The sequence below is a fragment of the Azotobacter vinelandii CA genome (genome assembly GCF_000380335.1).
Lineage (GTDB): Bacteria > Pseudomonadota > Gammaproteobacteria > Pseudomonadales > Pseudomonadaceae > Azotobacter > Azotobacter vinelandii.
In genome coordinates, this window is the sequence record NC_021149.1 from 3,871,309 (window position 1) to 3,896,826 (window position 25,518).

Here is a 25,518-nt window from a genome sequence, read left to right on the forward strand (position 1 = left end):
TCGGCTCCTTCTCACTGGTTCTCGAAACGGGTCTGGCGCTGGCCGCGCAGCACGATATTGAAGCGGTACGCCAGGCAATCCATCGGCACGTTGCTGCTCAGGTCCAGACGGCCGATCAGGGTCTCGGCGGCGGCCGGGTTGGCGATGGCGCGGATGATCGGGCACTTTGGAAACAGCGGGTCGCCCTCGAAGTACATCTGGGTGATCAGCTTGGTGGCGATCGACGGGCCGCTGATGGACACGTGGATGTGCGACGGGCGCCACTCGTTGGGGCCGTTGCGCCACGGGTAGGGGCCCGGCTTGATGGTGCGGAAGTAGTAGTAGCCGTCGGCGTCGGTCAGGGTGCGGCCGACCCCGCCGAAGTTGGGGTCCAGCGGCGCCAGGTAGCTGTCGTTCTTGTGGCGGTAGCGGCCGCCGGCGTTGGCCTGCCACATTTCCACCAAGGTGTGCGGAACCGGCTTGCCGTACTGGTCGACCACCCGGCCGCACATGATGACGCGCTCGCCGACCGGCAGGCCGCCATGGTTGAAGTTGAGCAGCAGGTCGTTGTCGTACTTGCCCAGCTTCAGATGGCTGAAGTCGGGACCGGTGGTTTCCGAGAGGGACTGCGGGATGCTGACCAGCGCCTGGCTCGGCGAGCGAGCGATGGTGGTCTTGTAATCCGGGGTATAACCTTTCGGCTGCCAATTCCGATCGCGGGCGACGAAACGGCGGGTATCGAGCTCGGACATCTCAGGCTCCTTGTTGTTGGGATTGTGGAGTCGCTGGAACCGCAAAGCGGCTACGCGAGGCAAAGTGTCACACCGCCCCGGTCCGATGAAAATTGAAAAGAACACTCACAAACATAACCGTGAAGTTATGTATCTGCGCCACCGCTCAGCTCCCTGGCCACCTCCCGCAGCTCATCGCAGAACCATTGCGCGGCCAGCGGCAATGGCAGCGCCGAGTTCCAGCAGAAGCCGATCGAACCACCCGCCTCGCGCATGCCCAGCGCCAGCTCGACCAGTTCGCCGCTCTGCAGGTCCAGGCGCACCGCATCCAGCGGCGCCAGCCAGAGCGCATCGCTGGATAGCGCATAGCGCCGGCTCAGCACCGGCGAAAGGGTTTCCAGGCGCTGCGCCGGCAGGGGAATGCCGCACTGGACGAAGAAGCTCTCGGCGTACTGGCGGATGGTGGTGCCGGCCAGCGGCAGGATCAGCGGATAGTCGCCGAGCAGGGCCGGATTGGAGAGATCGGCGCCGAGCAACGGATGTCCGGGCCGCACCACCAGCGCCATCGACTCGCTGTAAAGGTGCTCGAAGGTCAGCCCGCGGATCTCCGGACTGTCGGTCATCCGTCCCACCACCAGTTCCAGTTCGCCGACCCGCAATTGCGCGAGCAGGTAGGCGCTGAGGCCGGTGAGGACGCTGATCACCAGCGCCGGGTGCTTGCGGTGCAGACGCAGCACCACCTCGGGCACCACCTGGCTCTCCACCGTCGAGAGCACCCCGACGCGCACCACCCCGCCGGCCTGGCTGTCGCCGCGCAGGGTATTGACGCCATCGCGCAGGGCCTGCACGCAAGGACCGGCATAGCGCAGGAAAGTGATTCCCGCCGGGGTCAGGGAGACGCCGGACTTGCTGCGCTCGAACAGCCGGGCCTCGAGGATCTCCTCCAGTTCCTTGAGGGTCTTGGACATCGCCGGCTGGGACACCGCCAGGGCGTCCGCCGCCTTGGCGAAGCTGCGCTGGCGGGTCACCTCGAGAAAGCTGACCAGGTGGCGGAACTTGATACGGTTGTCGACGAGCATGAACGCTCCCGGAATCGACCCGGCGGAGGGCGTCTCCGTCGGCTGAGCGGGAAATTGTCCGCCAGGCCGACAATCCCGCCAAGCGCTTCGTCGACACGGCCCGCCGGCCAGCCGTCGGCGGGTCGGCGCCGATGCCTCAGGCGAACACCACCGTGCGGTTGTCGTGCACCAGCACCCGGTCTTCCAGGTGATAGCGCAACCCGCGGGAGAGCACCATCTTTTCCACGTCCTTGCCGAGGCGCACCATGTCCTCGACGCTATCGCGATGGCTGATGCGCACCACGTCCTGTTCGATGATCGGACCGGCGTCCAGCTCCTCGGTGACGTAGTGGCAGGTCGCGCCGATCAGCTTCACGCCGCGCAGCGAGGCCTGGTGATAGGGCCGGGCGCCGACGAAGGACGGCAGGAAGCTGTGGTGGATGTTGATCACCTGCATGGCGAACTCCCGGCACAACTGCGGCGGCAGGATCTGCATGTAGCGGGCCAGCACCACGGTGTCGGCGGCGTGCTCCCGGATCAGCCGGGATACCTCGGCGAAAGCCGGTTCCTTGTCCTGCGGATCGACCGGCACGTGACAATAAGGAATGCCGTGCCACTCGACCATGCTGCGCAGTTCGTCATGGTTGGAGATCACGCAGGGAATCTCGCAGGGCAATTCGCCGCTGTGCCAGCGATGCAGCAGATCGGCCAGGCAGTGCGATTCGCGGCTGGCCATCAGCACCACGCGCTTGAGTTCGCTCGAGTCGCTGACCCGCCACTTCATGGAGAACTCCCGGGCGATCGGCGCGAAGGCACGGCGGAACTCCTCGAGATCGAACGGCAGGGAGTCGGCGCGGATTTCGTGACGCATGAAGAACCAGCCGCTCTGAGTATCCGAATGGTGACTCGCCTCGGTGATCCAGCCGTTATAGGTGGCCAGGAAGTTACTGACCTTGGCGACGATGCCAACCCGGTCGGGACAAGCGATCACCAGCCGAAATGTACGCATGATGGGAACAACTCCAGAACTCGCGAAGGCACCATTCTAGCCACAGCACCGAAAAACTTCAGTAACCCGCGCACGAAGGGGAAATCGCCCGACAAGCGCCCGCGACACTTCGCGCAACCGCCGGATTGCACTGCACGAGCGGATAAACGAGGGATATCGCCGCGCTGTTGCGGATTGAAGAAGCGCATCAAACAGAACGGACCGGAACTCTTCTCCAAACACCTTTTATTGGCCGGTCGCCGGCCGCGAACTGGTGTTTCCGAGATGCGACATGGAGGCCATGCCGACGAATCCATTAACCGCCACGATGGCGGAGTCGCCTCCGGGACGATTCCAGCCAAGTATTAGCGACCCATAAATCCCGCCCCGTCTATTTCCGCCGTGAATTTTGCGGGCTGCCACAAAAGCGGCAACTAAAGTTGCACACAAAGTTTTTCGGCATATTTACTTGCCGGGAATGCCTGACTATCATTGTCCCAGAACTCGTCTAATCACCCCTCCGGGGTTCAAGGTAAGTAAAATGTCCCTGATCAATGAATACCGTGCCACCGAAGAGGCCATCAAGGAGCTTCAGGAACGCCTGAAGAATCTTTCCCAGGATGACAAACTGCAGAAGGAACTGGAGTTCGAGGGCAAATTGCGCAAGCTGATGGGGGAATATCAAAAGTCCCTGCGCGACATCAACGCCCTGCTCGACCCGGATGCCAAGCCCGTGCGCGGCGGCCGCGGCGCCAAGCCCGCACCGGCGCCCGTCAAGCGCGCCCGCAAGGTCAAGCAATACAAGAATCCCTATACCGGCGAAACCATCGAGACCAAGGGGGGCAATCACAAGACCCTGAAGGAATGGAAAGCCCAGTACGGCGCCGATGTCGTCGAGGCCTGGGCCACTCTGCTCGATTGATCGGAGATTGCCGGAGAATCGGAGACACGCCGGCGATGCCGGCGCTCCTTTAATAATCCAACAGCCTCATACGGCATAGCGCTCGAGCAACTGCCGCGCATATTCGCGCCAAGCCACAAGTATCGGTCGATGTTCCTCGTCGGCCTGCGCGAGCAGTTGCTCCAGCTGTACATTGAAATCCCCCAATGTGCAGGGTGCTCCCCAGGCAGCATCACTCAGACGCCGCCGACAGAACTCCTGCCAACACTCCCCTTCGGCCGCCGTCAAAGTTTCCGGGAAATTGCGCGCCCGATAGCGGAACAGCAACTCGGGAAGACGCTCATCGTCGAATCCCCAGTTTTGCCTGCCCAGACTTTCCGGCTCGGCTCGGCGCACTTGCTCGCAAAGACGCCGGTCCCGCTCCCCGAAGAATCCGCCATACAATTGCTGCTCGGGGTCTTCGCTGGCCGGGAATTCGTCGCCCATATAAATCCGCGCCAGTTTCTCCTGCCACTGCCCCTGTGCCGCGCACAACAACTCCACGCGCCTTTGGCACTCTGCCATGTCCACCCGTAGACGACCGATATCTTCTTCGCGCAACACCGACAAGGGCGCCAACACCGGGCAACGATTGATATGCACAAGTTTCAGGGGGACCGGCGACTCATTGTCCGCCAGCTCTTCCCGACGCATATACAGACGCCGACGCAGAATTTCCGCGTCGAGATCGAGCAACGGCGAAGGATCGGCCTGCAAGTCGCAGACGATCAGGGCATTGCGATTGGACGGATGCCAGGCCAGCGGCAGAACCACCGCCAGGTAGCCGCGCTCGGCGGCGAAACGTCCGGAGACGTGCACCAGAGGACGCAGCAGCCTGATCTGGTCCAGCACCCGCTGCTTGCTGCGCAACTGGTAGAGGTAGCCGTACAGCTTCGGCTGACGCTCGCGCAGCAGCCGGGCCAGGGCGATGGTCGCACGCACGTCGGCCAGGGCGTCGTGGGCTTGGCCATGCTCGATCCCGTTGGCCGCGGTGAGCCGCTCCAGGCGCAGGGAAACCCGTCCCTCCTCCTGCGGCCAGTGGATGCCCTCGGGGCGCAAAGCATAGGCGGTACGCAGCAGGTCGATCAGGTCCCAGCGGCTGTTGCCGGCCTGCCACTCGCGGGCATAAGGATCGAAGAAGTTGCGATAGAGAGCATGACGGCTGATCTCGTCGTCGAAGCGAAGACTGTTGTAGCCCGCCGTGCAGGTGCCGGGAAGAGCCAGTTCGGCATGCAGGCGGGTCACGAACTCGGCTTCGCACAGCCCGCGCTCGGCGAGCAGTCGCGGAGTGATGCCGGTGACCAGACAGGCGGCCGGATGCGGCAGGATGTCGTCGGCCGGCCGGCAATACAGGTTCAGCGGTGCGCCGATCTCGTTGAGCGCTTCGTCGGTGCGTATCCCCGCCACCTGCAGGGGACGGTCGCAACGTGGATTGATACCGGTGGTTTCGTAGTCGTACCAGAAGATGCTGGAAGTCACAGGAGAATTCCCGTCGATGAAGTGGCGCAAGTCTAACATCCGCCCCGGGACGGCTCCGGGCGGTTGCCTGGCGGCCGGAGGCTGGCTAGCATCGGGATTTCCCGAGCACGGAAGAGCGATGCCCGCGCCTCTCGCCAAGCCCTCTGCCGACACCTTCCGGCAACCGCTCCTGGACACCCGCCACCTGGTGGAAACGCCGGAAGGCATCGACCTCGTGCTGCATCCGGCCGGCCTGGTGCCGCGCGCCCTCGCCTTCGCCGTCGACCTGACGATCCGCGGGACGATCCTGCTGCTGGCCTTCCTGGCCCTCGGCCCGTTCGGCGAGTTGGGCATGGGCCTGGCCAGCCTGCTGTTCTTTCTCGTCACCTGGTGGTACATGGTGCTCTTCGAGGTGCTCAACCAGGGCTGCACGCCCGGCAAGCAACTACTCGGCCTGCAAGTGGTGCACGACGACGGCACCCCGGTCGGCTGGGCCGCCTCGCTGACCCGCAACCTGCTGCGCGTCGTCGACCTGCTGCCGTTCGGCTACACCCTGGGCATCCTCAGTTGCCTCGCCCACCCGACCTTCAAGCGCCTGGGCGACTTGGCCGCCGGCACCCTGGTGATCTACCGGGAACGACCTCAGCCACGGCCTTCCCTGCCCGAGATCGATGCCCAGCCGCTGCCCTTCGCCCCGCAGGCGGACGAGCGACGCGCCCTGCTCGCCTTCGCCGAGCGCCAGGCCGGATTGTCCGCCGGCCGCCGCCGTGAGCTGGCGGGCATTCTCGCCGGGCCGCTGCGGGTACCGGAAGAGCAGGCCGAGGCCAGGCTCCTCGGCATCGCCCGCGAACTCATGGGCCCGCCATGAAACAGAACTCGTTCGAACATCGCCACCAGGCCGAATGGCAAGACTTCGCCCGCCGGCTCGACGCCCTCGAACGCGGCAGGCCGGGGGCGGACAGCCGCCACTTCCCCGCCGCCTACCGGCGCCTGTGCCGCCACCTGGCCCTGGCCGAGGAGCGCGGCTACAGCAGCCGGCTGGTCGACCAACTGCAACAACTGGCCCTGCGCGGCCATCGCCAGTTCTACCGGCACCGCAATCCGCTGGGCGCACGCTGCCTCGGTTTCCTGCTCGGCGGTTTTCCGCGCCTGGTACGCGAAGAGTGGCGCCCGGTGCTGGCCGCCAGCCTGCTGTTCTACGGTTGCCTGCTCGGCATGGGGCTGCTGGTCTATCTGTTCCCGGAACTGGTCTACAGCCTGCTCGACCCCGGACAAGTGGCCCAGATGGAAGCCATGTACGATCCCGACGCCAGCCGCCTCGGCCGCTTCGGCGAGCGCAGCTCCGCAGCCGACTGGATGATGTTCGGTTACTACGTCATGAACAACTTCGGCATCGCCTTCCAGACCTTCGCCGGCGGCCTGCTGTTCGGCCTCGGCAGCCTGTTCTTCCTGCTGATCAACGGCCTGTCCATCGGCGCGGTGGCCGGTCATCTGAGCGACATCGGCTACACCGGCACTTTCTGGCCCTTCGTGATCGGCCACGGTGCCTTCGAGCTGACCGCCATCACCCTCGCCGGCGCCGCCGGCCTCAAGCTCGGCTGGGCGCTGTGCGCCCCCGGCCGCCTGCGCCGCAGCGAAGCCCTGCGCCAAGCCGCGGAGCGCAGCGTGCGGCTGGTCGCCGGGGTGCTGTTCCTGCTGCTGATCGCCGCCTTCGTCGAGGCCTACTGGTCGTCCATGACCTTCCCCGGCGCGGCGCTCAAGTACACGGTCGGCATCCTGCTCTGGCTGCTGGTGGCAGCCTACTTCCTGCTGGCCGGACGCCCTCGCCATGCGCCTGAGTGACAGCGTCGCGGTCCTTCGCCCGCGCAGCCATTGGGAGGCCATGGACTTCGGCGTGCTGCTGGCGCGACGCCATGCCGGCCTGCTGATGCTCGCCTGGGCGCTGCCGGCCTTGCCGTTGCTGGCCCTGCTCGGCCTGCTGTTCCCGGAAAGCCCCGGCTGGGCCCTGCTGATCTTCTGGTGGCTGAAACCGCTCGGCGAACGCCTGCCGCTGTTCGTCCTGTCCCGCGTCCTGTTCGGCGAGACACCACGCCTGGGCGAATGCCTGCGCGCCCTGCCCGGCCTGCTGCGCGCCGAGTGGCTCACCAGCCTGACCCGGCGCCGCTTCAGCCCGACCCGCAGCTTCGATCTGCCGGTCCTGCTGCTCGAAGGACTCACCGGCAAGGAGTTGCAGCAGCGCCGCGCCGTGCTCGCGGCGAATCGCGGCAAGCGAGGCGCCGGCTGGCTGACCCTGGTCGGCCTGCATCTGGAGCTGGCCCTGTGGCTCGGCCTGCTGGCCTTCCTTTATATGCTGCTGCCGCCGCAGGCAGGCATCGAATTCGACTGGCTGCGCCTGCTGGAGGGCCCACCGCGGGAGCGACTGTGGCTGGAGCACCTGACCAACGGGCTCTATGCCCTGGTGCTGATGGTCTGGGAGCCGCTGTACGTCGCTTGTGGCTTCGGCCTCTACCTGAATCGCCGCGTGAACCTCGAGGCCTGGGACCTCGAAATGGCCTTCCAGCGCCTGCGCCGGCGCCTGGGCGGCGTGGCCGGCGTCCTGCTGCTCGCCGCCGGCCTGCTCCTGGCGCAGCTTCCCGGTCCGGCCCTGGCTCAACCGCCGGTTCCGCAAGCATCCCCGCCGCTGGGCCGCCAGGCCGCCCGCGCGGATATCCGTACCCTGCTCGGGCAACCGCCTTTCAGGCAGCGCGAAGAAATCATTCGCTGGCGTCTCGGCGATCCGCCGCTGGCGACGGACGGAGGGTCCCGAACGGCCGTGCCCGCCGACCTCGTCCAGCGGCTGGCCCGGACACTGGAAGCGCTTCTCTGGCTGGCCGTGGGAGCCGGTGCGCTGGTGCTGGCCTGGCGCTACCGCGACTGGCTGGCCGCCTTCGCCGGACGACGCGCGCCAGGCACCCGACGCACCCCGGCGGCGGCGCCCGGGCGATCCACGCCTCGGCCCGCGTCTCCGGTACCGCCCTCGGACATCGCCGCGGAGGCAGAGCGGCTGTGGAACGACGCCCCCGGACAGGCGCTCGCCCTGCTCTACCGCGGCCTGCTCGAACGTCTGCGCGAAGATTACCGGCTGCCGCTGAACGAAGCCGACACCGAAGGCGATATTCTGCGTCGGGTCCGCCGACTGGAAAGGGACGATCTGCAGCACCTGGCCGAAACCCTGACCCGGCACTGGCGGAATTTCGCCTACGGCGGCCATCCACCGCCGGCCGACCAGAAGGACGGCCTGCTGGCGGCCTGGCGGGCCCAGTTCGGCGGCGGGAGCACGGCATGAAGGGCCGCCTCTCCCTGGCCACCGCCGGACTGGCCCTGGCGCTGCTCGGTACCTGGCTGCTCGGCCAGTTGCATCCCTATCGGGAAATCGTCGAGCGCGGCCCGACCGTACAGGCCCGCGCCAATCCCTATCTGGCCGCCGAACTCTTCCTCCGCCGCCAGGGCCTCGAGGTGCGGCGCGCCGGCGGTCTGGAAACCCTGGCGGCCCCCGGCCGGCAGACCCTGCTGCTGCTCGGTGGCCACGAACACATGACCCCGCGCCTGGCCGCGCGGCTGCTCGACTGGACCGCCGCCGGCGGCCACCTGGTATTCGTCGCCGGGAGCCTGTGGGACGAGAAGGCCGGCCGCAGCGGCGACCTGCTGCTCGACGGACTGGGCATCCAGCAATATCTGAGCGAGGACCTGGCCGTCGGCAAGTCGCGCGATGACGACCGGCAGCGGAAAGAACTGGCCCGCTTCTACCTGCAGAACGAGAAGACGCCGGCCTATCTGGCCTTCGACACCACCTTCCACCTCTACGACAGTCGCCACCGCGCCTACGCCTGGGCCAACAGCGGCGCAGCCACCCACCTGCTGCAGGTGCGCCACGGGCAGGGCAGCGCCACGGTGCTGAGCGACGACTGGATCTGGGAAAACGCACGGATCGGCGATCACGACCACGCCTGGCTGCTCTGGTATCTGTGCCGGGACACTCGGGTCACCCTGGTCCATCGGGTCGCCGGCGACAGCCTGGCGACCCTGCTGCTGCGCCATTTTCCCGCCGCCCTGCTGGCATTGGTCCTGCTGGCCGGCTGCCTGCTCTGGCGCGCCGGCCTGCGCCAGGGGCCAGCGCTGCCGGTCGCCGCGCCGGCGCGCCGGCAACTGGAGGAACACCTGCGCGCCGGCGCCGACTTCCTGCTCCGCCGCGGTGGCCAGGCCAGCCTGCTGCAGGGCCTGCAGCAGGATATCCGGCGCCATGCCGCCCGGCGCAACCCGCACTTCGCCGACCTGTCCGAGGACGCGCAATGGCAGTCGCTGGCCCGACTCGCCCGGCTGCCGTCCGAACAGGTCCGCCGGCTCATGGAAACGCCGGGCAAGAGGCTGCCGGCCGCCGACTTCACCCGTCAGGTCGCCGACCTGCAACGACTCAGGAACGCCCTATGAACGATGCAAGCTCTCCCCCGTCCCTTTCCCGCCAGCAGGCCGGCCAGTTGCTCCAGGCCTTGCGCGCGGAAATGTGCAAGGCGGTGATCGGCCAGCAAGCGGCCATCGACGACATCCTGATCGCGCTGATCGCCAACGGCCACATTCTCGTCGAGGGCGTCCCCGGACTCGGCAAGACCTTGCTGGTGCGCGCTCTGGCCCGCTGTTTCGGCGGCGATTTCGGACGCATCCAGTTCACCCCCGACCTGATGCCCAGCGATATCACCGGGCACGCGGTGTACGACCTGGCCAGCGAGCAGTTCAAGCTGCGCAAGGGACCGGTGTTCACTCATCTCTTGCTCGCCGACGAGATCAACCGCGCCCCGGCCAAGACCCAGGCGGCCCTGCTGGAGGTCATGCAGGAACGCCAGGTGACCCTGGAAGGCCGCGCCCTGCCGGTTCCGCAGCCGTTCCTGGTGCTCGCCACGCAGAACCCGATCGAGCAGGAAGGCACCTATCCGCTACCGGAGGCCGAGCTGGACCGTTTCATGCTCAAGCTGCGCATGGACTACCCGGAGGCCGACGACGAGTTGGCCCTGGTTCGCCAGGTCGCCCGTTCGCCCCGCGCCGACATGCTCGAGGTCGCCACGCTGCGTCCCCTGCTGCAGGCCGCCGACGTGCTGGCGCTGCAGGGGCTGGCCAGCGAACTGCCGCTCGACGAGCAGGTGCTCGACTATGCCGTGCGCCTGGTGCGCCGTACCCGCGACTGGCCCGGCCTGACTCTGGGGGCCGGGCCGCGCGCCTCGATCGATCTGGTGCGCTGCGGCCGGGCCCGGGCCCTGCTGCGCGGCGGCGACTTCGTGACCCCCGACGACATCAAGGACTGCGCCCCGGCCGTGCTGCGCCACCGCGTGTGCCTGGCGCCGGAGCTCGACATCGAAGGCTTGTCGGTGGACCGGGTGCTCGAGCAGCTGCTCGACCAGGTCGCGGCACCGCGGCCATGAAGCCCGCGCGTCGGCTCCTCGCCCTGTTCGGCATCCTGTTCCTCGCCGCCCTGCCGCTCGGCATCCACTCTGCCCTGTACGGTAGCGAAGGGGCGTCGGACTTCGCGAGCCTCTGGTGGGGAGCGCTGCTCGCCCTGCTGCTGCTCGCCGCGCTCGACGCCGCCTGGCTGCACTGGCGCCCTTCGCCACGCCTCGAACGACGCCTGCCGGGCCATCTGCCGCAGGGGCGCTGGAGCGAGGTACGCCTGAGCCTGGAGCACGACTACCGGCTGGCGCTGTCCGTGGAAATCTTCGATCACCTGCCCGCCGGCATGGACGGCGAGCCGCTACCACTGCGCCTGAAGCTGCGCCCCGGCGAAGACGCCGAATGCGGCTACCGGCTCCGCCCCCTCGAACGCGGACATTTCCGCTTCCGGTGGTGCGAGATCACCCTACCCAGCCCGCTCGGCCTCTGGCAGGGACGGCGTCGCCTGGAACTGCCTGGCGAAACCCGCGTCTACCCGGACTTCACCCGCCTCTACCGGGCCCGGCTGATGGCGCTGGACACCTGGCTCGGCCGTCTCGGCGTGCGACAATTGCCACGTCGCGGCCTCGGCCAGTCCTTCCACCAGTTGCGCGAATTCCGCGACGGCGACACCCTGCGGCAGATCGACTGGAAGGCGACGGCGCGCAAGCACACCCCCATCGTTCGCGAGTACCGTGACGAGCGCGACCAGCAGATCCTCTTCCTGCTCGACTGCGGCCGGCACATGCGCAGCCGGGACGGCGAACTCGCCCACTTCGACCATGCCCTGGATGCCTGCCTGCTGCTCGCCTACGTGGCCTTGCGCCAGGGCGATGCGGTGGGACTGGCGACCCTCGCCGGCGAGCAGGAGCGCTATCTGGCCCCGGCCAAGGGCGACGTCCAGCTGCATGCCCTGCTCAATGCCGTCCACGACCTGCAGCCCACCCGCCGCCCGGCGGACTTCGCCGCCGCGGCGAACCTGCTGCTGCAGCGCCAGCGACGCCGCGCCCTGGTGGTGATCCTCAGCAACCTGCGCGACGAGGACGACGGCGAGCTGCCGGCAGCAATCCGCCGCCTGACCCGGCGCCATCGGGTGCTGGTCGCCAGCCTGCGCGAGGAGGTGCTCGACCGGCTGAGCCATGCGCCGGTGGAAAGCCATGCGGACGCCCTGGCCTACTGCGGCACGATCGATTACCTGAACGCCCGCGACGGCCTGCACCGACGCCTGGCGGCGGCGGGCATCCCGTTGCTCGACGCACGCCCCGCCGAACTGGGCCCCGAACTGGTCGGCCGCTACCTGGCCTGGAAGCGCGCCGGCGTGCTCTAGGGTCGCATCAGGCCGATGCGGCGTTGGGATGGAAGGTGAAGTACTGGCGCAGAACCTCGACCAGTTCGAGATATCCGGCGGGCGGATCGGTCAATTCGAAGCCCGAGTCGAAGCTGCCCGGCGTCACGTCCTCGCGGGTCCAGCGGCAGGTGGCGGAAAAGTCTATGTATTGCTGCTGACCATCGCGTCCCGGAATCTTCAGGCGCATATCGAATTCGGCGAGCACCAGCATCGGCCATGGGCTGATCAGCATCAGACCCTCCCGGGAAATGTTGCCGATATAACCCATGGGCTTGTCGGTGATCCGATTGAACACCTTGAGATAGTAAGGCAGTTGATGACGTTCGATGCGGCGTTGAGTAGGCATGATTATGACAAACCGCTAGTTCGAGTTCCGAGTATGACCCCAAGGCCGGTCAGGGACCAGTGTCCCATTAACGGAATCAGACCAGCCGTTTCGCTTTTATGCTCCCGGCACGGAGCATCCCGCTTGAGTTAGTCTGTTACGGATCGGAATCCCGGCCGCCACCCGGGTGCGCCGCGGTATCCAAGAGCCAAGGAGACAAAGATGAACCTGCGCCAGTTGCTCGTCGTGATCGATCCCGCCCAGGAACCCCAGCCGGCCCTGGAGCGGGCCGTCTGGCTGGCCCGTCATGGCGGCGCGGCTCTGGAGCTGCTGGCCTGCGAGTTCGAGCAGAACCTGGACGGCAGCCTGCTGTTCGACGAGCGGCAACACGAACAGGCGCGCAGCGCGCTGCTCGCCCACCGCCAGGCGCGGCTCGAAGAGCTGGCCGCGCCGCTGCGCGCCGAGGGTCTGCAGGTACGGACCGAGGTGCGCTGGGGCAGGCCGTTGCACAGGACGATCCTCGGCCGGATCGAGGAGTTGAAGCCGGATCTGGTGTTCAAGGCCGCCACCCGCAACCACGGTCTGCTCCGGCGCCTGCTGCTGGGCAACACCTGCTGGCAGTTGCTGCGCCATTGTCCGGTGCCGCTCTGGCTGGCGCATCACGGCCAGTGGCAGGGCCGCCGCCTGTGCGCCGCCCTCGATCCGCTACACGACGCCGACAAGCCGGCCCAGCTCGACCAGCGTCTGATCGCCACCGCCCGCGAACTGGGCGAGCGCCTGCGGATGGACGCCCACTACCTGCATTGCCATGCGCCGCTGCCGCGCAGCCTGGTCTTCGATGCCGAACTGGTCGCCACCTACGACGCCTATGTCGAACGCGGCAACCGGCAGCATCGCCAGGCCTTCGAACGGTTGCTCGCCCCCTATGCCATTCCCGCCAGCCATCGCCATCTGGAACAGGGTTATCCGGAAGAGGTGATTCCCCGCTTCGTGCGCGACCGGCAGATCGACCTGCTGCTGATGGGCGCCATCGCGCGCGGTCACCTGGACAACGCCCTGATCGGCAATACCGCCGAGCGGGTGCTGGAGGCCCTGGAGTGCGACCTTCTGATCCTCAAGCCGCAACCCTGGGAAAGTAGTGCGGCCCGTCAATGACTACAGTCCCCTGACGTAGTAGCCTCGGCGCCAGCGTCCCACAAGGAGTTTCGCATGACGTTTCGCCGCACCAAAATCGTCGCAACCCTCGGTCCTGCCAGCAGTTCGCCCGAACGACTCGAGCAGTTGGTCCTCGCCGGGATCGATGTCGCCCGCCTCAACTTCTCCCACGGCAGCGCGGACGAACACCGTGCCCGCGCCCATCTGGTCCGCGAGCTGGCCGCCAAGCACGGGCGCTTCGTCGCCCTGCTCGGCGACCTGCAGGGACCGAAGATCCGCATCGCCAAATTCGTCGACAAGCGCATCGAACTGGCCGTCGGCGACCATTTCCGCTTCTCCGTCACCCATCCGCGCGAGGCGGGCACCCAGGAAGTGGTCGGCATCGACTATCCGGATCTGGTGAAGGATTGCAACGTCGGCGACGAACTGCTGCTCGACGACGGCCGGGTGGTCATGCAGGTCCTCGAGAAGACCGCCGACGAACTGCACTGCAAGGTGCTGATCGGCGGCCCGCTGTCCGACCACAAGGGCATCAACCGTCGCGGCGGCGGACTCACCGCGCCGGCCCTGACCGCCAAGGACAAGCAGGACATCAAGCTGGCCGCGGAACTGGAGCTGGACTACCTGGCGGTATCCTTCCCCCGCGACGCCGCCGACATGGAGCTGGCCCGGCGCCTGCGCGACGAGGCCGGCGGCAGGGCCTGGCTGGTGGCCAAGATCGAACGCGCCGAGGCGGTGGCCGACGACGCGGCCCTCGACGGCCTGATCCGCGCCAGCGATGCGGTGATGGTGGCCCGCGGCGATCTCGGCGTGGAAATCGGCGATGCGGAACTGGTCGGCATCCAGAAGAAGATCATTCTGCATGCCCGCCGCTACAACAAGGCGGTGATCACCGCGACCCAGATGATGGAGTCGATGATCCACAGTCCGATGCCGACCCGCGCGGAGGTTTCGGACGTGGCCAACGCGGTACTCGACAACACCGACGCGGTGATGCTCTCGGCGGAAAGCGCCGCCGGCGAATACCCGGTGGAAGCGGTGCAGGCCATGGCGCGCATCTGCCTGGGCGCGGAGCGCCAGCCGACCAGCACCCGCTCCAGCCATCGGCTCGGCCAGACCTTCAAGCGCTGCGACGAGAGCATCGCCCTGGCAGCCATGTACACGGCCAACCACTTTCCCGGCGTGAAGGCGATCATCAGCCTCACCGAAAGCGGCTACACGCCGCTGATCATGTCGCGTATCCGCTCCTCGGTGCCGATCTTCGCCTTCTCGCCGCACCGCGAGACCCAGGCGCGCGCGGCGCTGTTCCGCGGCGTCTACACGGTGCCCTTCGACCCGGCGGCCGTGGCGCCGGAAAAGCTCAGCCAGGCGGCGGTGGACGAACTGCTCAAGCGCGGCGTGGTCGAGCCGGGCGACTGGGTGATTCTCACCAAGGGCGACAGCTACAACACCACCGGCGGCACCAACGGCATGAAGATCCTCCACGTGGGCGAGCCGCTGATCTGAGTGGCTGGCCGCCTCGGGGCGGCCAGCATCCTCAGGAGGAGGCCGAGCGGCGATCGGTACGGGCGTCGCTCGGCTCCCAGCTCGCCTCGCAACGATTCCGGCCGTTGTGCTTGGCTCGCTGGAGAGCCTGTTCGGCACGCTGCAGGGCGAGGTCCAGATCGTCGCCACGCTGCAGGCGGGTCATGCCGATCGACAGGCTGAGCCCTCCCAGCGACAGCCCCAGGGGTTCGGCGCTGGCGAAAGCCTCGCGCAGCCGCTCGCAGCAGACCGAAATCTGATCCAGATTGACGTTGGGCAGCAGCAGCACGAACTCCTCGCCCCCATAGCGGGCCAGTACGTCGCTATCGCGCAGGCAGGCCTGCGCCAGCGTCGCGAAGGTCTGCAGGACCCGGTCCCCCGCCGCATGCCCGTAGCGGTCGTTGATGCGCTTGAAATGGTCCAGATCGATCAGGGCCAGGCCGTACTGGGCATGGGCCGGCAGGTGGAGCAGATCGCGCTGCGCCAGGCGCAGGAACTGCCGCCGGTTGCAGAGTCCGGTCAGTTCGTCGGTGGAAACCTGATCCTCCGGTTGTCGCAGCGCACCGTGCCGGGCGTCCTGGTACGCCGTGGGAGCCTGGCGCCGCTGGCGCATCCCTTCGACATGGCGGCCGAACAGGCAGAGCCAGAAGAGCAGAACGAACAAGGTCGCCAACTGCAGGAAAGGCGGCTCGGCACGGGCCTGCGGCAGAAAGAGCGCTTCTCCCCATTCGAGCGCGACGAAGCCGACGAAGGCGAGCAACGCACAGCGCCCGAAGGCGACTGGATGCAGCTGGAAGAGACCGAACAGCAGGATCGGCACATAGAATGCCATCAGGGTGGCGCGAGCCCCGCCGTCCAGGCAGCCAAGCAGCACGGTCTGCCAGAACAGGGCGACCAGCACCTGCGCTTCGGTCATCCCTGGGTCCTGGAAACGCTGGCTGCGACCACTGCGCAGGAGCAGGAAGAACGCCAGTTGGCTGAGCACCAGGGAAATGCCGCCGAGCACCAGCGCGGTGAACGGAACCCTGGCATGGCCGGTCGCCATCGCCAATGCCAGCAACAACAGCAGCGAAGCGTAGACTCCCTGCGCCATGACGAACCGCTGCAGCAACAGAGGCTGCGGGGCCTGCGGTTCCAGCCGCGTGGAGGAAGTGCTCATGGGGTCCATCCCGTGACGACACCAATGGGACACTCTACCGGCTGCCCAGGCGCCTGCCTAGCCGTCATACGCCTTTGGCCCAAGCGGTTGCTCCCGGTCATCCCGGGCACGTTATACTGCGGCGATTTTCCGCACCGGACACGGGTTCGGCGCATCTAAGTTCCTGCCCAATAAAGGAGCGCAGCATGACCGTGATCAAGCAAGATGACCTGATACAAAGCGTCGCCGACGCCTTGCAGTTCATCTCCTACTACCATCCCGTCGACTTCATCCAGGCCATGCACGAGGCCTACCTGCGCGAAGAGTCGCCGGCTGCCCGCGACTCCATTGCCCAGATCCTGATCAACTCCCGCATGTGCGCTACCGGTCATCGCCCGATCTGCCAGGACACCGGCATCGTCACCGTATTCGTCAAGGTCGGCATGGATGTCCGCTGGGACGGCGCCACCATGAGTGTAGACGACATGATCAACGAGGGCGTGCGCCGCGCCTACAACAATCCGGACAACGTCCTGCGCGCCTCGATCCTGGCCGATCCGGCCGGTAGCCGCAAGAACACCAAGGACAACACCCCGGCGGTCATCCACTACTCCATCGTCCCCGGCGACAAGGTGGAGGTGGAAGTCGCGGCCAAGGGCGGCGGTTCCGAGAACAAGTCGAAGATGGGCATGCTCAATCCCTCCGACTCCATCGTCGACTGGGTCCTGAAGACCGTCCCGGAAATGGGCGCCGGCTGGTGCCCGCCGGGCATGCTCGGCATCGGCATCGGCGGTACCGCCGAGAAGGCCGCGCTGCTGGCCAAGGAATCGCTGATGGACGAGATCGACATCCATGAGTTGAAGGCCCGCGGCCCGCAGAACCGTGTCGAGGAGCTGCGTCTGGAGTTGTTCGAGAAGGTCAACCAGTTGGGCATCGGTGCCCAGGGCCTGGGCGGCCTGACCACCGTCCTCGACGTGAAGATCAAGGACTATCCGACCCATGCCGCCTCGCTGCCGGTGTGCATGATCCCCAACTGCGCCGCCACCCGTCACGCCCACTTCGTGCTCGACGGCTCCGGCCCGGCCAATCTGGAAGTGCCGAGCCTGGACGCCTATCCGGAAATCGTCTGGGAAGCCGGCCCGAGCGCCCGCCGCGTCAACCTCGACACCGTCACCCCGGAAGAAGTGCAGAGCTGGAAACCGGGCGACACCCTGCTGCTCAACGGCAAGATGCTGACCGGCCGCGACGCCGCGCACAAGCGCATGGTCGATATGCTGAACGCCGGCCAGAAGCTGCCGGTGGACCTGAAAGGTCGCTTCATCTACTACGTCGGCCCGGTCGATCCGGTACGCGACGAGGTGGTCGGCCCGGCCGGTCCGACCACGGCCACCCGCATGGACAAGTTCACCCGCCAGATCCTCGAACAGACCGGTCTGCTGGGCATGATCGGCAAGTCCGAGCGCGGTCCGATCGCCATCGAGGCCATCAAGGACAACAAGGCCGTGTACCTGATGGCCGTCGGCGGCGCCGCCTACCTGGTCGCCCAGGCGATCAAGAAATCCAAGGTGCTAGCGTTCGAAGAACTCGGCATGGAAGCCATCTACGAGTTCGAAGTGCAGGACATGCCGGTCACCGTGGCCGTGGACACCAAGGGCGAGTCGGTGCACATCACCGGCCCGGCGGTCTGGAAGCAGAAGATCGCCGAACTGGTGCAACTGAAGTAAATCCCTGCTGCAGCAACGCCCGCCGCATCGCGTCGGGCGCTCGCAGAACGTCGGCTGTGCCCGGAGGCTCTCAATGGTAGAAGCCTCCGGCCTGCTTTCTTCCCGGCCGGCTGGCATGTCGGGAGGGCTGTCACAGTGGGCTGGCTCGATCTCATCCAGTGGCCGGCGATGGTCGCCACCGTGGCGGCGGCCTGGCTGATCGGTTCGCTGAATCTGCGCAGACGCACCATCGGTTTCTGGTGCTTTCTGCTCAGTAATGTCCTGTGGAGCCTCTGGGGCTGGCATGCCCATGCCTGGGCCCTGATCGTCCTGCAACTCTGCCTGGCGCCGATGAACGTCCGCGGCCTGCGCAAGAACGATCCGCACAAGGCCGGAAGTCCCCACTGACGGGATAACCGCCCGTGGAATGCGCTACCATGGCGCCTCGCTCGCACCTACCGGCCATCATGTCCCATCTCGTTTCGCCGATCGGCTACCTGCGCTCCTGCTTCAAGGAAAAGTTCACCATTCCGCGCCAGCCGCAACTGGCGCCGGCCGCCCGCGGCGTGCTGGAGCTACTGCCGCCCTTCGATCAGGGGCAGGCCGTCGAGGGACTCGAGCAGGTCAGTCATGTCTGGCTACTGTTTCTCTTCCACCAGGCCCTGGAGGAAAAGCCACGCCTCAAGGTCCGCCCTCCCCGCCTGGGCGGCAACCGCTCGCTCGGCGTGTTCGCCACTCGCTCGACCCACCGGCCGAACGGCATCGGCCAGTCGGTGGTCCGCCTGGACAAGGTCGATGCCGGACGCCTGTGGCTGTCCGGCATCGACCTGCTGGACGGCACGCCGGTGCTCGACGTCAAGCCCTACGTTCCCTATGCCGACTGCCTTCCGCAAGCCCACAACGCCATTGCCGAGACGCCGCCGCTGGCGATTCCCGTCGACTGGAGCGAACCGGCACGGCTGCAGGCACAGGCGCATGCCGCTCGTCTCGGCGAGCCGCTGGTCGAGTTGATCGGACAGTGCCTGGCCCAGGACCCACGCCCCGCCTATCAGGTACCGGAACCTTCGCGCCGCTACGGCGTGCGCTTCTGGGACGTGGAAGTGCGCTGGCACTACCCGCGGCCGGGACGAATCCGCGTGCTGGAAGTGCTGCCGGCCTGAGCCGCCGCCGAAAGCGAAGAAGCCCGGACAGGCCGGGCTTCGCGAGAGGGAGGCGCGCTTATTTTTCGACGAAGGCGCGCTCGATCAGATAGTCGCCCGGCTCGCCCATGCGCGGAGAGATCTTCAGGCCGAATCCGTCCAGCACTTCGCAACTCTCGTCGAGCATGCTCGGGCTGCCGCAGATCATCGCGCGATCGTCCTGCGGGTTGATCGGCGGCAGACCGATATCCTCGAACAGCTTGCCGCTGCGCATCAGGTCGGTGAGACGTCCCTGGTTGTGGAAGGACTCGCGGGTGACCGTCGGGTAGTAGATCAGCTTTTCCTTGACCGCCTCACCGAAATACTCGCTCTGCGGCAGGTGCTCGGTGATGAACTGCTGATAGGCCAGTTCGTTGACCTGACGCACACCATGGATCAGCACCACCTTCTCGAAGCGCTCGTAGACCTCCGGGTCCTGGATCAGGCTCATGAAAGGCGCGAGTCCGGTACCGGTGCTGAGCATGTAAAGATGCTTGCCGGGCAGCAGGTCGCTGGTCACCAGGGTGCCGGTGGGCTTGCGGCTGACCATCAGTTCGTCGCCCTCCTTCAGGTGTTGCAGGCGCGAAGTGAGCGGACCGTTCTGTACCTTGATGCTGAAGAACTCCAGATGTTCCTCGTAATTCGGGCTGGCAATGCTGTAGGCCCGCATCAGGGGACGTCCATCGACCTCCAGACCGATCATCACGAATTGGCCGTTTTCGAAACGCAGGCTGGGGTTGCGGGTGGTCTTGAAACTGAACAGGGTATCGTTCCAGTGATGAACACTGAGGACACGCTCTACGTTCAGATTGCTCATTCGGTGCTCCTTCGGACGGTGCTGCCTGGCGGTATGGTTGTCGTGCATTCTAGGAGCCGGCAAACTATCTGTTAAGTAAATTATCGCGATATGGATAATCAGTTATATAGATATGCGATTCACTCTGCGCCAGCTTGAGGTATTCGCCGCCGTGGCCCGTCTGGAAAGTGTCACCCGCGCGGCCGAATCCCTCTCCCTCTCCCAGTCCGCGGCCAGCACCTCGCTGACCGAACTCGAGCGCCAATCGGACTGCCAGCTCTTCGATCGCGTCGGCAAGCGCCTGAAGCTCAACGCCCTGGGCCGGCAACTGCTGCCCCAGGCGGTGGCGCTGCTCAACCAGGCGCGGGAAATCGAGAATCTGCTCGACGGAAAGGAAGGCTTCGGCTCGCTGGCCGTGGGCGCCACGCTGACCGTGGGCAACTACCTGGCGACCCTGCTGATCGGCGCCTTCATGCAGCGTCATCCGGAATCGCGGGTCCGGCTGCACGTGCAGAACACCGCGCATATCGTCCAGCAAGTGGTCAACCACGAACTGGATCTCGGCCTGATCGAAGGCAACTGCCAGCATCCCGACGTGGAACTGCAACCCTGGGTGGAAGACGAGCTGGTGGTGTTCTGCGCCCCGCAACACCCCTTGGCGCGGCATGGCCGGGCGACTCTGGACGAACTCGCCGGGGAGGCCTGGATCCTTCGCGAGCAGGGCTCGGGCACGCGCCTGACCTTCGATCAGGCCATGCGTCATCATCGGCCGATGCTGAACATCCGCCTGGAACTGGAGCATACCGAGGCGATCAAACGCGCGGTCGAGTCCAGCCTGGGGATCGGTTGCATCTCCCGCCTGGCCCTGCGCGATGCCTTCCGCCGCGGAAGTCTGGTGCCGGTGGAAACGCCGCAATTGGATCTGAAGCGGCAGTTCTGCTTCCTCTGGCACAAGCAGAAGCTGCATACCGCAGCCATGCGCGAGTTTCTCGAACAATGCCGGGCGCTGACCGCCGGCGTACGGCGCAGCGACGAGATCGTCCTGCCGCCGATCGCCTGACGAACGGCGACTGCAGTAAGGGCGTCCGATCAGGCCGGCAGCGACTCCAGCTGTTGCAGCAGCAGAGCCGCCTGGGTACGGGTACGCACCCCGAGCTTGCGGAAGATCGCCGTCACATGGGCCTTGACGGTCGCCTCGGAGACATTCAGCTCATAAGCGATCTGCTTGTTCAGCAAACCGTCGCAGACCATGCTCAGTACCCGGAACTGCTGGGGCGTCAGGCTGGCCAGGCCGGCACTGGCGGCCTTCGCCTCGGCGGAGACGCTGGCCGTTTCCTGGATCTGCGGCGGCCACCACTCGTCGCCGTCGAGCACCGCGCGCACCGCTTGCTGCAGGGTTTCCAGGGGACTGGATTTGGGAATGAACCCGGACGCGCCGAATTCGCGAGCCCGCGCCACCACGGCGGCGTCCTCCTGGGCGGAGATCATCACCACCGGAATCTGCGGATACTGCCCGCGCAGCAGGACCAACCCGGAAAAGCCATGGGCGCCGGGCATGTTGAGATCGAGCAGAACCAGATCCCAGTCCGCCTTTTCCTCCAGGCGGACCTCCAGCGCGGCGATGCTGTCCGCCTCCACCAGCCGTACCACGGGGCCCAGCCCCAGGGTCAGCGCCTGCTGCAAGGCGCTACGGAATAGCGGGTGGTCGTCGGCGATCAGGATTTCATAAGAAAGCATTGGCGGATCCCGTTTCTTGTCGTGAAGACCTGATGCAACGCGAGCCGGGGCAGGACAACCTGGCCAGCGGCTCCACACCCGCGGAACGGGCGGCTGGTCATTCAGGCGGAAAACCGCAGTTTACGCCCTTTTCGAGATGGACGGGGTGCTTCGCTTGTCCCGTATCTGGTTTTCATGACCCCAGGCAGTTTCAGAGAAAAGCCTGCAAGCGCCGATGGACCTCGTCGTCGAAATCCACGGGCCGGCCCCGCTTGGCCGCCAGGTAATGATCGGTGAACACATCCAGGTAGGCGTCCAACGCCTCGCCGGCACGACGGTCGCCAGCCAATTCGAGGCAGAGCGCGGCCACCTCCGCCGTGCACAGGTGGTCGTCGCGCTTCGAGCGACGCAGGCGGTAGCGCGACAGTTGCTCCGGCTGCAGGCCGAGCACCGGCAGATCGTCGAGATAGGGACTCTTGCGGAACATCTTGCGCGCCTCGGTCCAGGTAGCGTCGAGGAGGATGAACAACGGCCGCCGTCCCGTCTCCCGGCGCACTTCGTTGACGACCCGCGGCGGCGCCGCGTATTCGCCGGGGAATACCACGCAGGGCTGCCATCGCGGATCGTCGAGCAGCGCCAGCAGACGCGCATCCACTGCGGTACGCGACCAGCCGAAGGCGCTGGTATCGGCCACTACATCGGCGATCAGCCAACCGGTATTGGTCGGCTTCAAGGGTTCGATGTCGTGCATCAGCAGGCAGACGCCGGACTCGGCCTCGATCCGCGGACGCCAGGCGCATAAGCAATGGCTGACGGGCACCCGACAGGCCGGGCAGCGCGGCGTTCGTGAACCGCGCGCCAGGAAGGGCTTCAGACTGCGCGCCAGGCGCTCCTCGCGCAGGCGGGACACGGCATGGCTCATGGGAATGGCGCAGAAGTCGCGGGAAAGGGTCACGATCGTCGATACGGGCAAAAAGCGGGGGCGGCAGTCTAGCAGAGGCCCCGGACAAACCCAGCCCGGCGAACGGGAAACCGGCGTTGTCCACATGGCAGACGCACCTATAATGCGACGCCTTGACTGCCGAATATCGGCCCGGATCGCCGGCGCCCCACTCAGGAGATTTCCATGTTGCGACCGACTGCCCTTACCCTCTGCCTCCTTTTGCCGGCAACCGCCCTGGCCGCGTCCCTGAAGGATTACGAGCTGACCAGGATGCTGGAGAAAGTGGCCAAGGAAAGCAGCATAGGCACCCCGCGCGCGATCAACGAAGACATCCTCGACCAAGGCTATACGGTGGAAGGTAACGAGTTGATCAACCACCTCAGCGTGCGCACTTCGCATGCCCAGCAGATGCGCGCCCATCCCGACGCCGTGCGCAACCAGTTGCTCGGCAGCGTGTGCAGCAACCGGGGCTTTCGTCAGTTGCTCGCCCAAGGCGCGGTGCTGCGCTACCAGTTCAGCGAATACCAGAGCAACCGCCCGGTGACCACCGAGCGCTATCGCGCCGCCGACTGCAACCTGTAAATAAGCGCAGCCGGCGCCGCCTCAGGCATCCGCACGCAGTTGCGCCGGGTCGCCGCGACCGGCGAGGATCTCGGCCTCCTCCCGGTCGAGCAGCGTGGTGACAGACACCTCCAGCAGCGTGGCGCAGGCTTCCAGGACATGGACCCAACTGGCGCGGTTGGCGAACAGCATGCCGGCCTCGTCCAGGGTACCGCCGGCATTGCGGTAGCCGAGCGCCAGCGTCCGGCGCGCGTCCGGCAGGATCGGCCAGAGATGGCCGCGGACGACCTCCGGCCGCATGTGGGTCAGCAGCACGCGACGCGCGTGGCTGTCCGGGAACAGCCGGGCGACCAGCCCGGCATCGGCCAGCGCCGCCGCCTCCCAGCGATCGCGCGGCGCGCGGAAGCGCCCCGGCTCCTGCAGATAGACCAGCCGGTAGGCCTGGCCGGCCGCCTCCAGGCGCCCGGCCGCGCGACGCATCTCCGCCAGTTGGTAGCTACCGTTGGCGATAAGCAGCAGCGGCTCGTTTCCGGCCAGCTCCTCGACGATCAACGCCCCCTCGCGGGCCAGTTGCTCGGCCTGCGAGCGGTCGAACAGCACAGGGCGGTCGCGCTTGGGCACGACCAGGCAGGCCAGTTGTCCGCGCGCCTCGTAGAGGGACGGCAGCAGGGCGAGCAGGCTGTTGTGGTCGGCCGGGAAGAGCACCCGCAGCATGTCGCCCATCTCGCCGAGCAGCGCCTCGCTGAAGGTGGTGTCCTGGTGCGATTGCTGATTCTTGCCGTTTTCCCAGGTGTGCGAGGTGGCCACCAGCGGCCAGCCCAGCCAGCCGGCCGGGCGGCCGACCTCCTTCTGCTGGCGGGCGAAGATCAGGCACTGCCGCACCGCGCCGAGCATCTTCACGCAGAACGCCTCGTAGCTGGCCACCAGGTTGAGCCCGCCCTGGTTGCCCAGACAGGCGGACACCACCGCTTCCTCGTTCAACGCGGTGATGACCTTGCCATCCAGTGCCTCGAGTTCGCTCTCGGGCTGACAGACACGGTGCCTGAGCGCCTTGAGCACGCCCCCGAGGCGGTTGCTGGCCAGCTCGTCCGGATTGCCGACCCGCGGACGCAGCTCCGGATTGGCCTGCACCAGGTCGACGAAGAAGCGGTCCAGCGCCAGCATTGGCGATATCCGCTCGCCCGGCGCGCAGTAACGCAGCGCGGGAAGCGCCGGTACCGGCGGGTGGCGCACGGCCAGCGGGTTGTCGCGCGGCAGCGGACGGCCCTGGCGGGCGGCGCTGAACAATGCACAGGCAGCCGAAAGCTCCTGTGGCGACACCCACAGCGCCGTTGCGTGACGGTTGAACAGCGCCCGCGAATCGGCATCGCGCTGTGGACAGCCCGGCAGCGGCAGATTGTGCGCGGCATTGCTGCCGGCCCCGTAGAAGCCGAATCCCTTGACCGTCTCGGCGATGCCATAGGGAATCGGCAGCGGATAGCGCAGGATGCCCCGCTCCAGCTCCTCCACCCGCCGCCCCAGGCGCTGCTGCATTTCCCAGAGGGTGCAGACGAAGGCCGCCGGGTCGCGTCCATCGAAGCCGATCGGATCGAAGCCGCAGCGGCGCAGGTGCTGGCGGAAGCCCTCCAGCCCCTCGTGGCTGCCCAGCTCGGTGCGCTGCTCGATGCGCCGGCCGTTGGCGATCATCACCGGCAGCGCCGCGCCACAGTCCTCGGCGCGCCACCAGCGCGGCATCCAGTCGCTGCCACGCTGCTCCTCGGCAGCCCCGTCGGAGAGGAAGGCCACCAGGGTCTCTCCGGGCAAGGGCAGATGCGCATACTGCAGTTCGGCGAAGCCCAGATAGCCGCCTTCGGCGATCCCACCGGCGGTATGAGCGTTGACATGACTGCCCAGCGGTGCGGCCGGACGACCGTCGGCAGCCTGCCGGTAACCGTAGAAATCCTGCACCAAGCGGGTCATGCCGGCCTCGTCGCAGGGATAGGCGCGGGCCTGCTCGGGCAACTGATTGCCGGTCAGCAGGTTGAGCGCATCGATGGCCGCCACGCAGTGCCCCTGGCCCATCAGCCAGCCACGGTTCTCGCCGCTCAGGAGATTCAGGGCGAGATAGCCGGCATAGGCCGGCACCATATTCAGCGCGCCGCCGGTATGCCCCTGCGGATCGACCTTGAAGTCCTCGGCCGCGAGCGGCGCACCATCCAGACGCACACGCCGGGCATAAGTCATGTGCACCACCAGCCAGAGCCCTGCGCAGGCCAGGCGGTCGAGCGCATGCAACAGGCGATAGACGCTGGCCACATCGGGCTGCCGACCGGCCTGGACCAGTTGGTGAGCCAGGCGGAACACCCCGGCCTGGGTTTCGTCGGCATGCCGCAGGGGGCCGAAACCCTGGCGCCACCGGGCGAAGGAAGGCTCGACCCGGGCGTGCTCGTCCAGCTCGGCGAGGGGCGGGAGAATCTGGGGCATTGCGGGCTCCGTCATGAATATCCATTTGCAGTCTATGCCATCTTCCCGCTGTCCGAGCCC

Annotated in this window: 24 protein-coding genes; 14 read left to right on the top strand and 10 right to left on the bottom strand. The window is 66.8% G+C overall.

Going from position 1 to position 25,518, the window contains the following annotated elements; all coding sequences use genetic code 11:
- Nucleotides 1-11: 11 nt before the first annotated feature.
- The 3 genes from pcaH to purU all read right to left on the bottom strand — a co-directional run bounded on the left by pcaH (nucleotide 12) and on the right by purU (nucleotide 2,777).
- Nucleotides 12-731: a protocatechuate 3,4-dioxygenase subunit beta gene (gene pcaH, locus AVCA_RS17395; RefSeq protein ID WP_012702343.1), complete on the bottom strand. Its 720-nt coding sequence runs from the start codon at nucleotides 729-731 to the stop codon at nucleotides 12-14.
- Nucleotides 732-856: 125 nt separating this feature from the next.
- Nucleotides 857-1,789, bottom strand: a complete 933-nt coding sequence (gene pcaQ, locus AVCA_RS17400; RefSeq protein ID WP_012702344.1) for a pca operon transcription factor PcaQ — start codon at nucleotides 1,787-1,789, stop codon at nucleotides 857-859.
- A 136-nt stretch (nucleotides 1,790-1,925) separates the two neighbouring features.
- The gene (gene purU, locus AVCA_RS17405) at nucleotides 1,926-2,777 is read right to left on the bottom strand and encodes a formyltetrahydrofolate deformylase (protein ID WP_012702345.1); all 852 of its coding nucleotides are present in this window, start codon (nucleotides 2,775-2,777) and stop codon (nucleotides 1,926-1,928) included.
- A 520-nt stretch (nucleotides 2,778-3,297) separates the two neighbouring features.
- Between purU and mvaT the strand changes: the two genes are divergently transcribed.
- Nucleotides 3,298-3,678: a histone-like nucleoid-structuring protein MvaT gene (gene mvaT / locus AVCA_RS17410; protein ID WP_012702348.1), complete on the top strand. Its 381-nt coding sequence runs from the start codon at nucleotides 3,298-3,300 to the stop codon at nucleotides 3,676-3,678.
- A 66-nt stretch (nucleotides 3,679-3,744) separates the two neighbouring features.
- On the opposite strand, the gene sbcB is transcribed toward mvaT, so the two are convergent.
- Complete coding sequence (gene sbcB, locus AVCA_RS17415) at nucleotides 3,745-5,175, bottom strand: exodeoxyribonuclease I (protein WP_012702349.1); 1,431 nt, start codon at nucleotides 5,173-5,175, stop codon at nucleotides 3,745-3,747.
- Nucleotides 5,176-5,293: 118 nt separating this feature from the next.
- Between sbcB and AVCA_RS17420 the strand changes: the two genes are divergently transcribed.
- The 6 genes from AVCA_RS17420 to AVCA_RS17445 are packed head-to-tail and all read left to right on the top strand — an operon-like array spanning nucleotide 5,294 to nucleotide 11,935.
- Nucleotides 5,294-6,022 (top strand): RDD family protein, encoded by a 729-nt coding sequence (locus AVCA_RS17420; protein WP_012702350.1) that lies wholly within the window; start codon nucleotides 5,294-5,296, stop codon nucleotides 6,020-6,022.
- A complete protein-coding gene (locus tag AVCA_RS17425) occupies nucleotides 6,019-6,996 on the top strand; it encodes a stage II sporulation protein M (RefSeq protein WP_012702351.1) in 978 nt (325 codons plus the stop codon). Before AVCA_RS17420 ends, AVCA_RS17425 begins: the two co-directional genes overlap by 4 nt.
- On the top strand, nucleotides 6,983-8,479 hold the full coding sequence (locus AVCA_RS17430; protein WP_236616254.1) for a DUF4129 domain-containing protein: 1,497 nt from the start codon (nucleotides 6,983-6,985) through the stop codon (nucleotides 8,477-8,479). The genes AVCA_RS17425 and AVCA_RS17430 overlap by 14 nt, the downstream gene beginning before the upstream one ends.
- Complete coding sequence (locus AVCA_RS17435; protein WP_012702353.1) at nucleotides 8,476-9,621, top strand: DUF4350 domain-containing protein; 1,146 nt, start codon at nucleotides 8,476-8,478, stop codon at nucleotides 9,619-9,621. The genes AVCA_RS17430 and AVCA_RS17435 overlap by 4 nt, the downstream gene beginning before the upstream one ends.
- A complete protein-coding gene (locus AVCA_RS17440) occupies nucleotides 9,618-10,604 on the top strand; it encodes an AAA family ATPase (protein WP_012702354.1) in 987 nt (328 codons plus the stop codon). The genes AVCA_RS17435 and AVCA_RS17440 overlap by 4 nt, the downstream gene beginning before the upstream one ends.
- Nucleotides 10,601-11,935 carry a DUF58 domain-containing protein gene (locus AVCA_RS17445; protein ID WP_012702355.1) on the top strand — a complete coding sequence of 445 codons (1,335 nt, stop codon included), beginning with the start codon at nucleotides 10,601-10,603 and terminating at the stop codon, nucleotides 11,933-11,935. The genes AVCA_RS17440 and AVCA_RS17445 overlap by 4 nt, the downstream gene beginning before the upstream one ends.
- Before the next feature lie 7 nt (nucleotides 11,936-11,942).
- Here AVCA_RS17445 and AVCA_RS17450 read toward each other — a convergent pair whose 3' ends face one another.
- Entirely contained in the window at nucleotides 11,943-12,302 is a 360-nt protein-coding gene (locus AVCA_RS17450) for a PilZ domain-containing protein (protein ID WP_012702356.1), read from the bottom strand.
- A gap of 201 nt (nucleotides 12,303-12,503) precedes the next feature.
- On the opposite strand from AVCA_RS17450, the gene AVCA_RS17455 reads away from it, so the two are divergent.
- Both AVCA_RS17455 and pyk read left to right on the top strand, forming a co-directional pair.
- Entirely contained in the window at nucleotides 12,504-13,436 is a 933-nt protein-coding gene (locus tag AVCA_RS17455) for a universal stress protein (protein WP_012702357.1), read from the top strand.
- Between the two features lie 54 nt (nucleotides 13,437-13,490).
- A complete protein-coding gene (gene pyk, locus AVCA_RS17460; RefSeq protein ID WP_012702358.1) occupies nucleotides 13,491-14,942 on the top strand; it encodes a pyruvate kinase in 1,452 nt (483 codons plus the stop codon).
- A 31-nt stretch (nucleotides 14,943-14,973) separates the two neighbouring features.
- Here the strand turns inward: pyk and AVCA_RS17465 are convergent, their stop codons facing one another.
- Nucleotides 14,974-16,119, bottom strand: coding sequence for a GGDEF domain-containing protein (locus AVCA_RS17465; protein WP_012702359.1), 1,146 nt, complete (start codon nucleotides 16,117-16,119; stop codon nucleotides 14,974-14,976).
- Between the two features lie 185 nt (nucleotides 16,120-16,304).
- On the opposite strand from AVCA_RS17465, the gene AVCA_RS17470 reads away from it, so the two are divergent.
- From AVCA_RS17470 to tsaA, 3 genes are all read left to right on the top strand, one after another.
- A complete protein-coding gene (locus tag AVCA_RS17470) occupies nucleotides 16,305-17,822 on the top strand; it encodes a fumarate hydratase (protein WP_041807368.1) in 1,518 nt (505 codons plus the stop codon).
- 168 nt (nucleotides 17,823-17,990) lie between these two features.
- Nucleotides 17,991-18,209 (top strand): hypothetical protein, encoded by a 219-nt coding sequence (locus tag AVCA_RS17475; protein ID WP_373860954.1) that lies wholly within the window; start codon nucleotides 17,991-17,993, stop codon nucleotides 18,207-18,209.
- Nucleotides 18,210-18,268: 59 nt separating this feature from the next.
- A complete protein-coding gene (gene tsaA / locus AVCA_RS17480) occupies nucleotides 18,269-18,961 on the top strand; it encodes a tRNA (N6-threonylcarbamoyladenosine(37)-N6)-methyltransferase TrmO (RefSeq protein ID WP_175555870.1) in 693 nt (230 codons plus the stop codon).
- A gap of 58 nt (nucleotides 18,962-19,019) precedes the next feature.
- On the opposite strand, the gene fpr is transcribed toward tsaA, so the two are convergent.
- Nucleotides 19,020-19,796: a ferredoxin-NADP reductase gene (gene fpr, locus AVCA_RS17485; protein WP_012702363.1), complete on the bottom strand. Its 777-nt coding sequence runs from the start codon at nucleotides 19,794-19,796 to the stop codon at nucleotides 19,020-19,022.
- Between the two features lie 112 nt (nucleotides 19,797-19,908).
- On the opposite strand from fpr, the gene AVCA_RS17490 reads away from it, so the two are divergent.
- The gene (locus tag AVCA_RS17490; RefSeq protein ID WP_012702364.1) at nucleotides 19,909-20,835 is read left to right on the top strand and encodes a LysR family transcriptional regulator; all 927 of its coding nucleotides are present in this window, start codon (nucleotides 19,909-19,911) and stop codon (nucleotides 20,833-20,835) included.
- A 29-nt stretch (nucleotides 20,836-20,864) separates the two neighbouring features.
- Here the strand turns inward: AVCA_RS17490 and erdR are convergent, their stop codons facing one another.
- Both erdR and AVCA_RS17500 read right to left on the bottom strand, forming a co-directional pair.
- Entirely contained in the window at nucleotides 20,865-21,512 is a 648-nt protein-coding gene (gene erdR / locus AVCA_RS17495) for a response regulator transcription factor ErdR (RefSeq protein WP_012702365.1), read from the bottom strand.
- A 190-nt stretch (nucleotides 21,513-21,702) separates the two neighbouring features.
- Nucleotides 21,703-22,413 (bottom strand): tRNA-uridine aminocarboxypropyltransferase, encoded by a 711-nt coding sequence (locus AVCA_RS17500; RefSeq protein ID WP_041807370.1) that lies wholly within the window; start codon nucleotides 22,411-22,413, stop codon nucleotides 21,703-21,705.
- Between the two features lie 204 nt (nucleotides 22,414-22,617).
- Between AVCA_RS17500 and AVCA_RS17505 the strand changes: the two genes are divergently transcribed.
- On the top strand, nucleotides 22,618-23,016 hold the full coding sequence (locus tag AVCA_RS17505; protein ID WP_012702367.1) for a quorum-sensing-regulated virulence factor family protein: 399 nt from the start codon (nucleotides 22,618-22,620) through the stop codon (nucleotides 23,014-23,016).
- Between the two features lie 21 nt (nucleotides 23,017-23,037).
- On the opposite strand, the gene AVCA_RS17510 is transcribed toward AVCA_RS17505, so the two are convergent.
- Entirely contained in the window at nucleotides 23,038-25,458 is a 2,421-nt protein-coding gene (locus AVCA_RS17510; RefSeq protein WP_012702368.1) for a phosphoketolase family protein, read from the bottom strand.
- Between the last annotated feature and the right edge of the window lie 60 nt (nucleotides 25,459-25,518).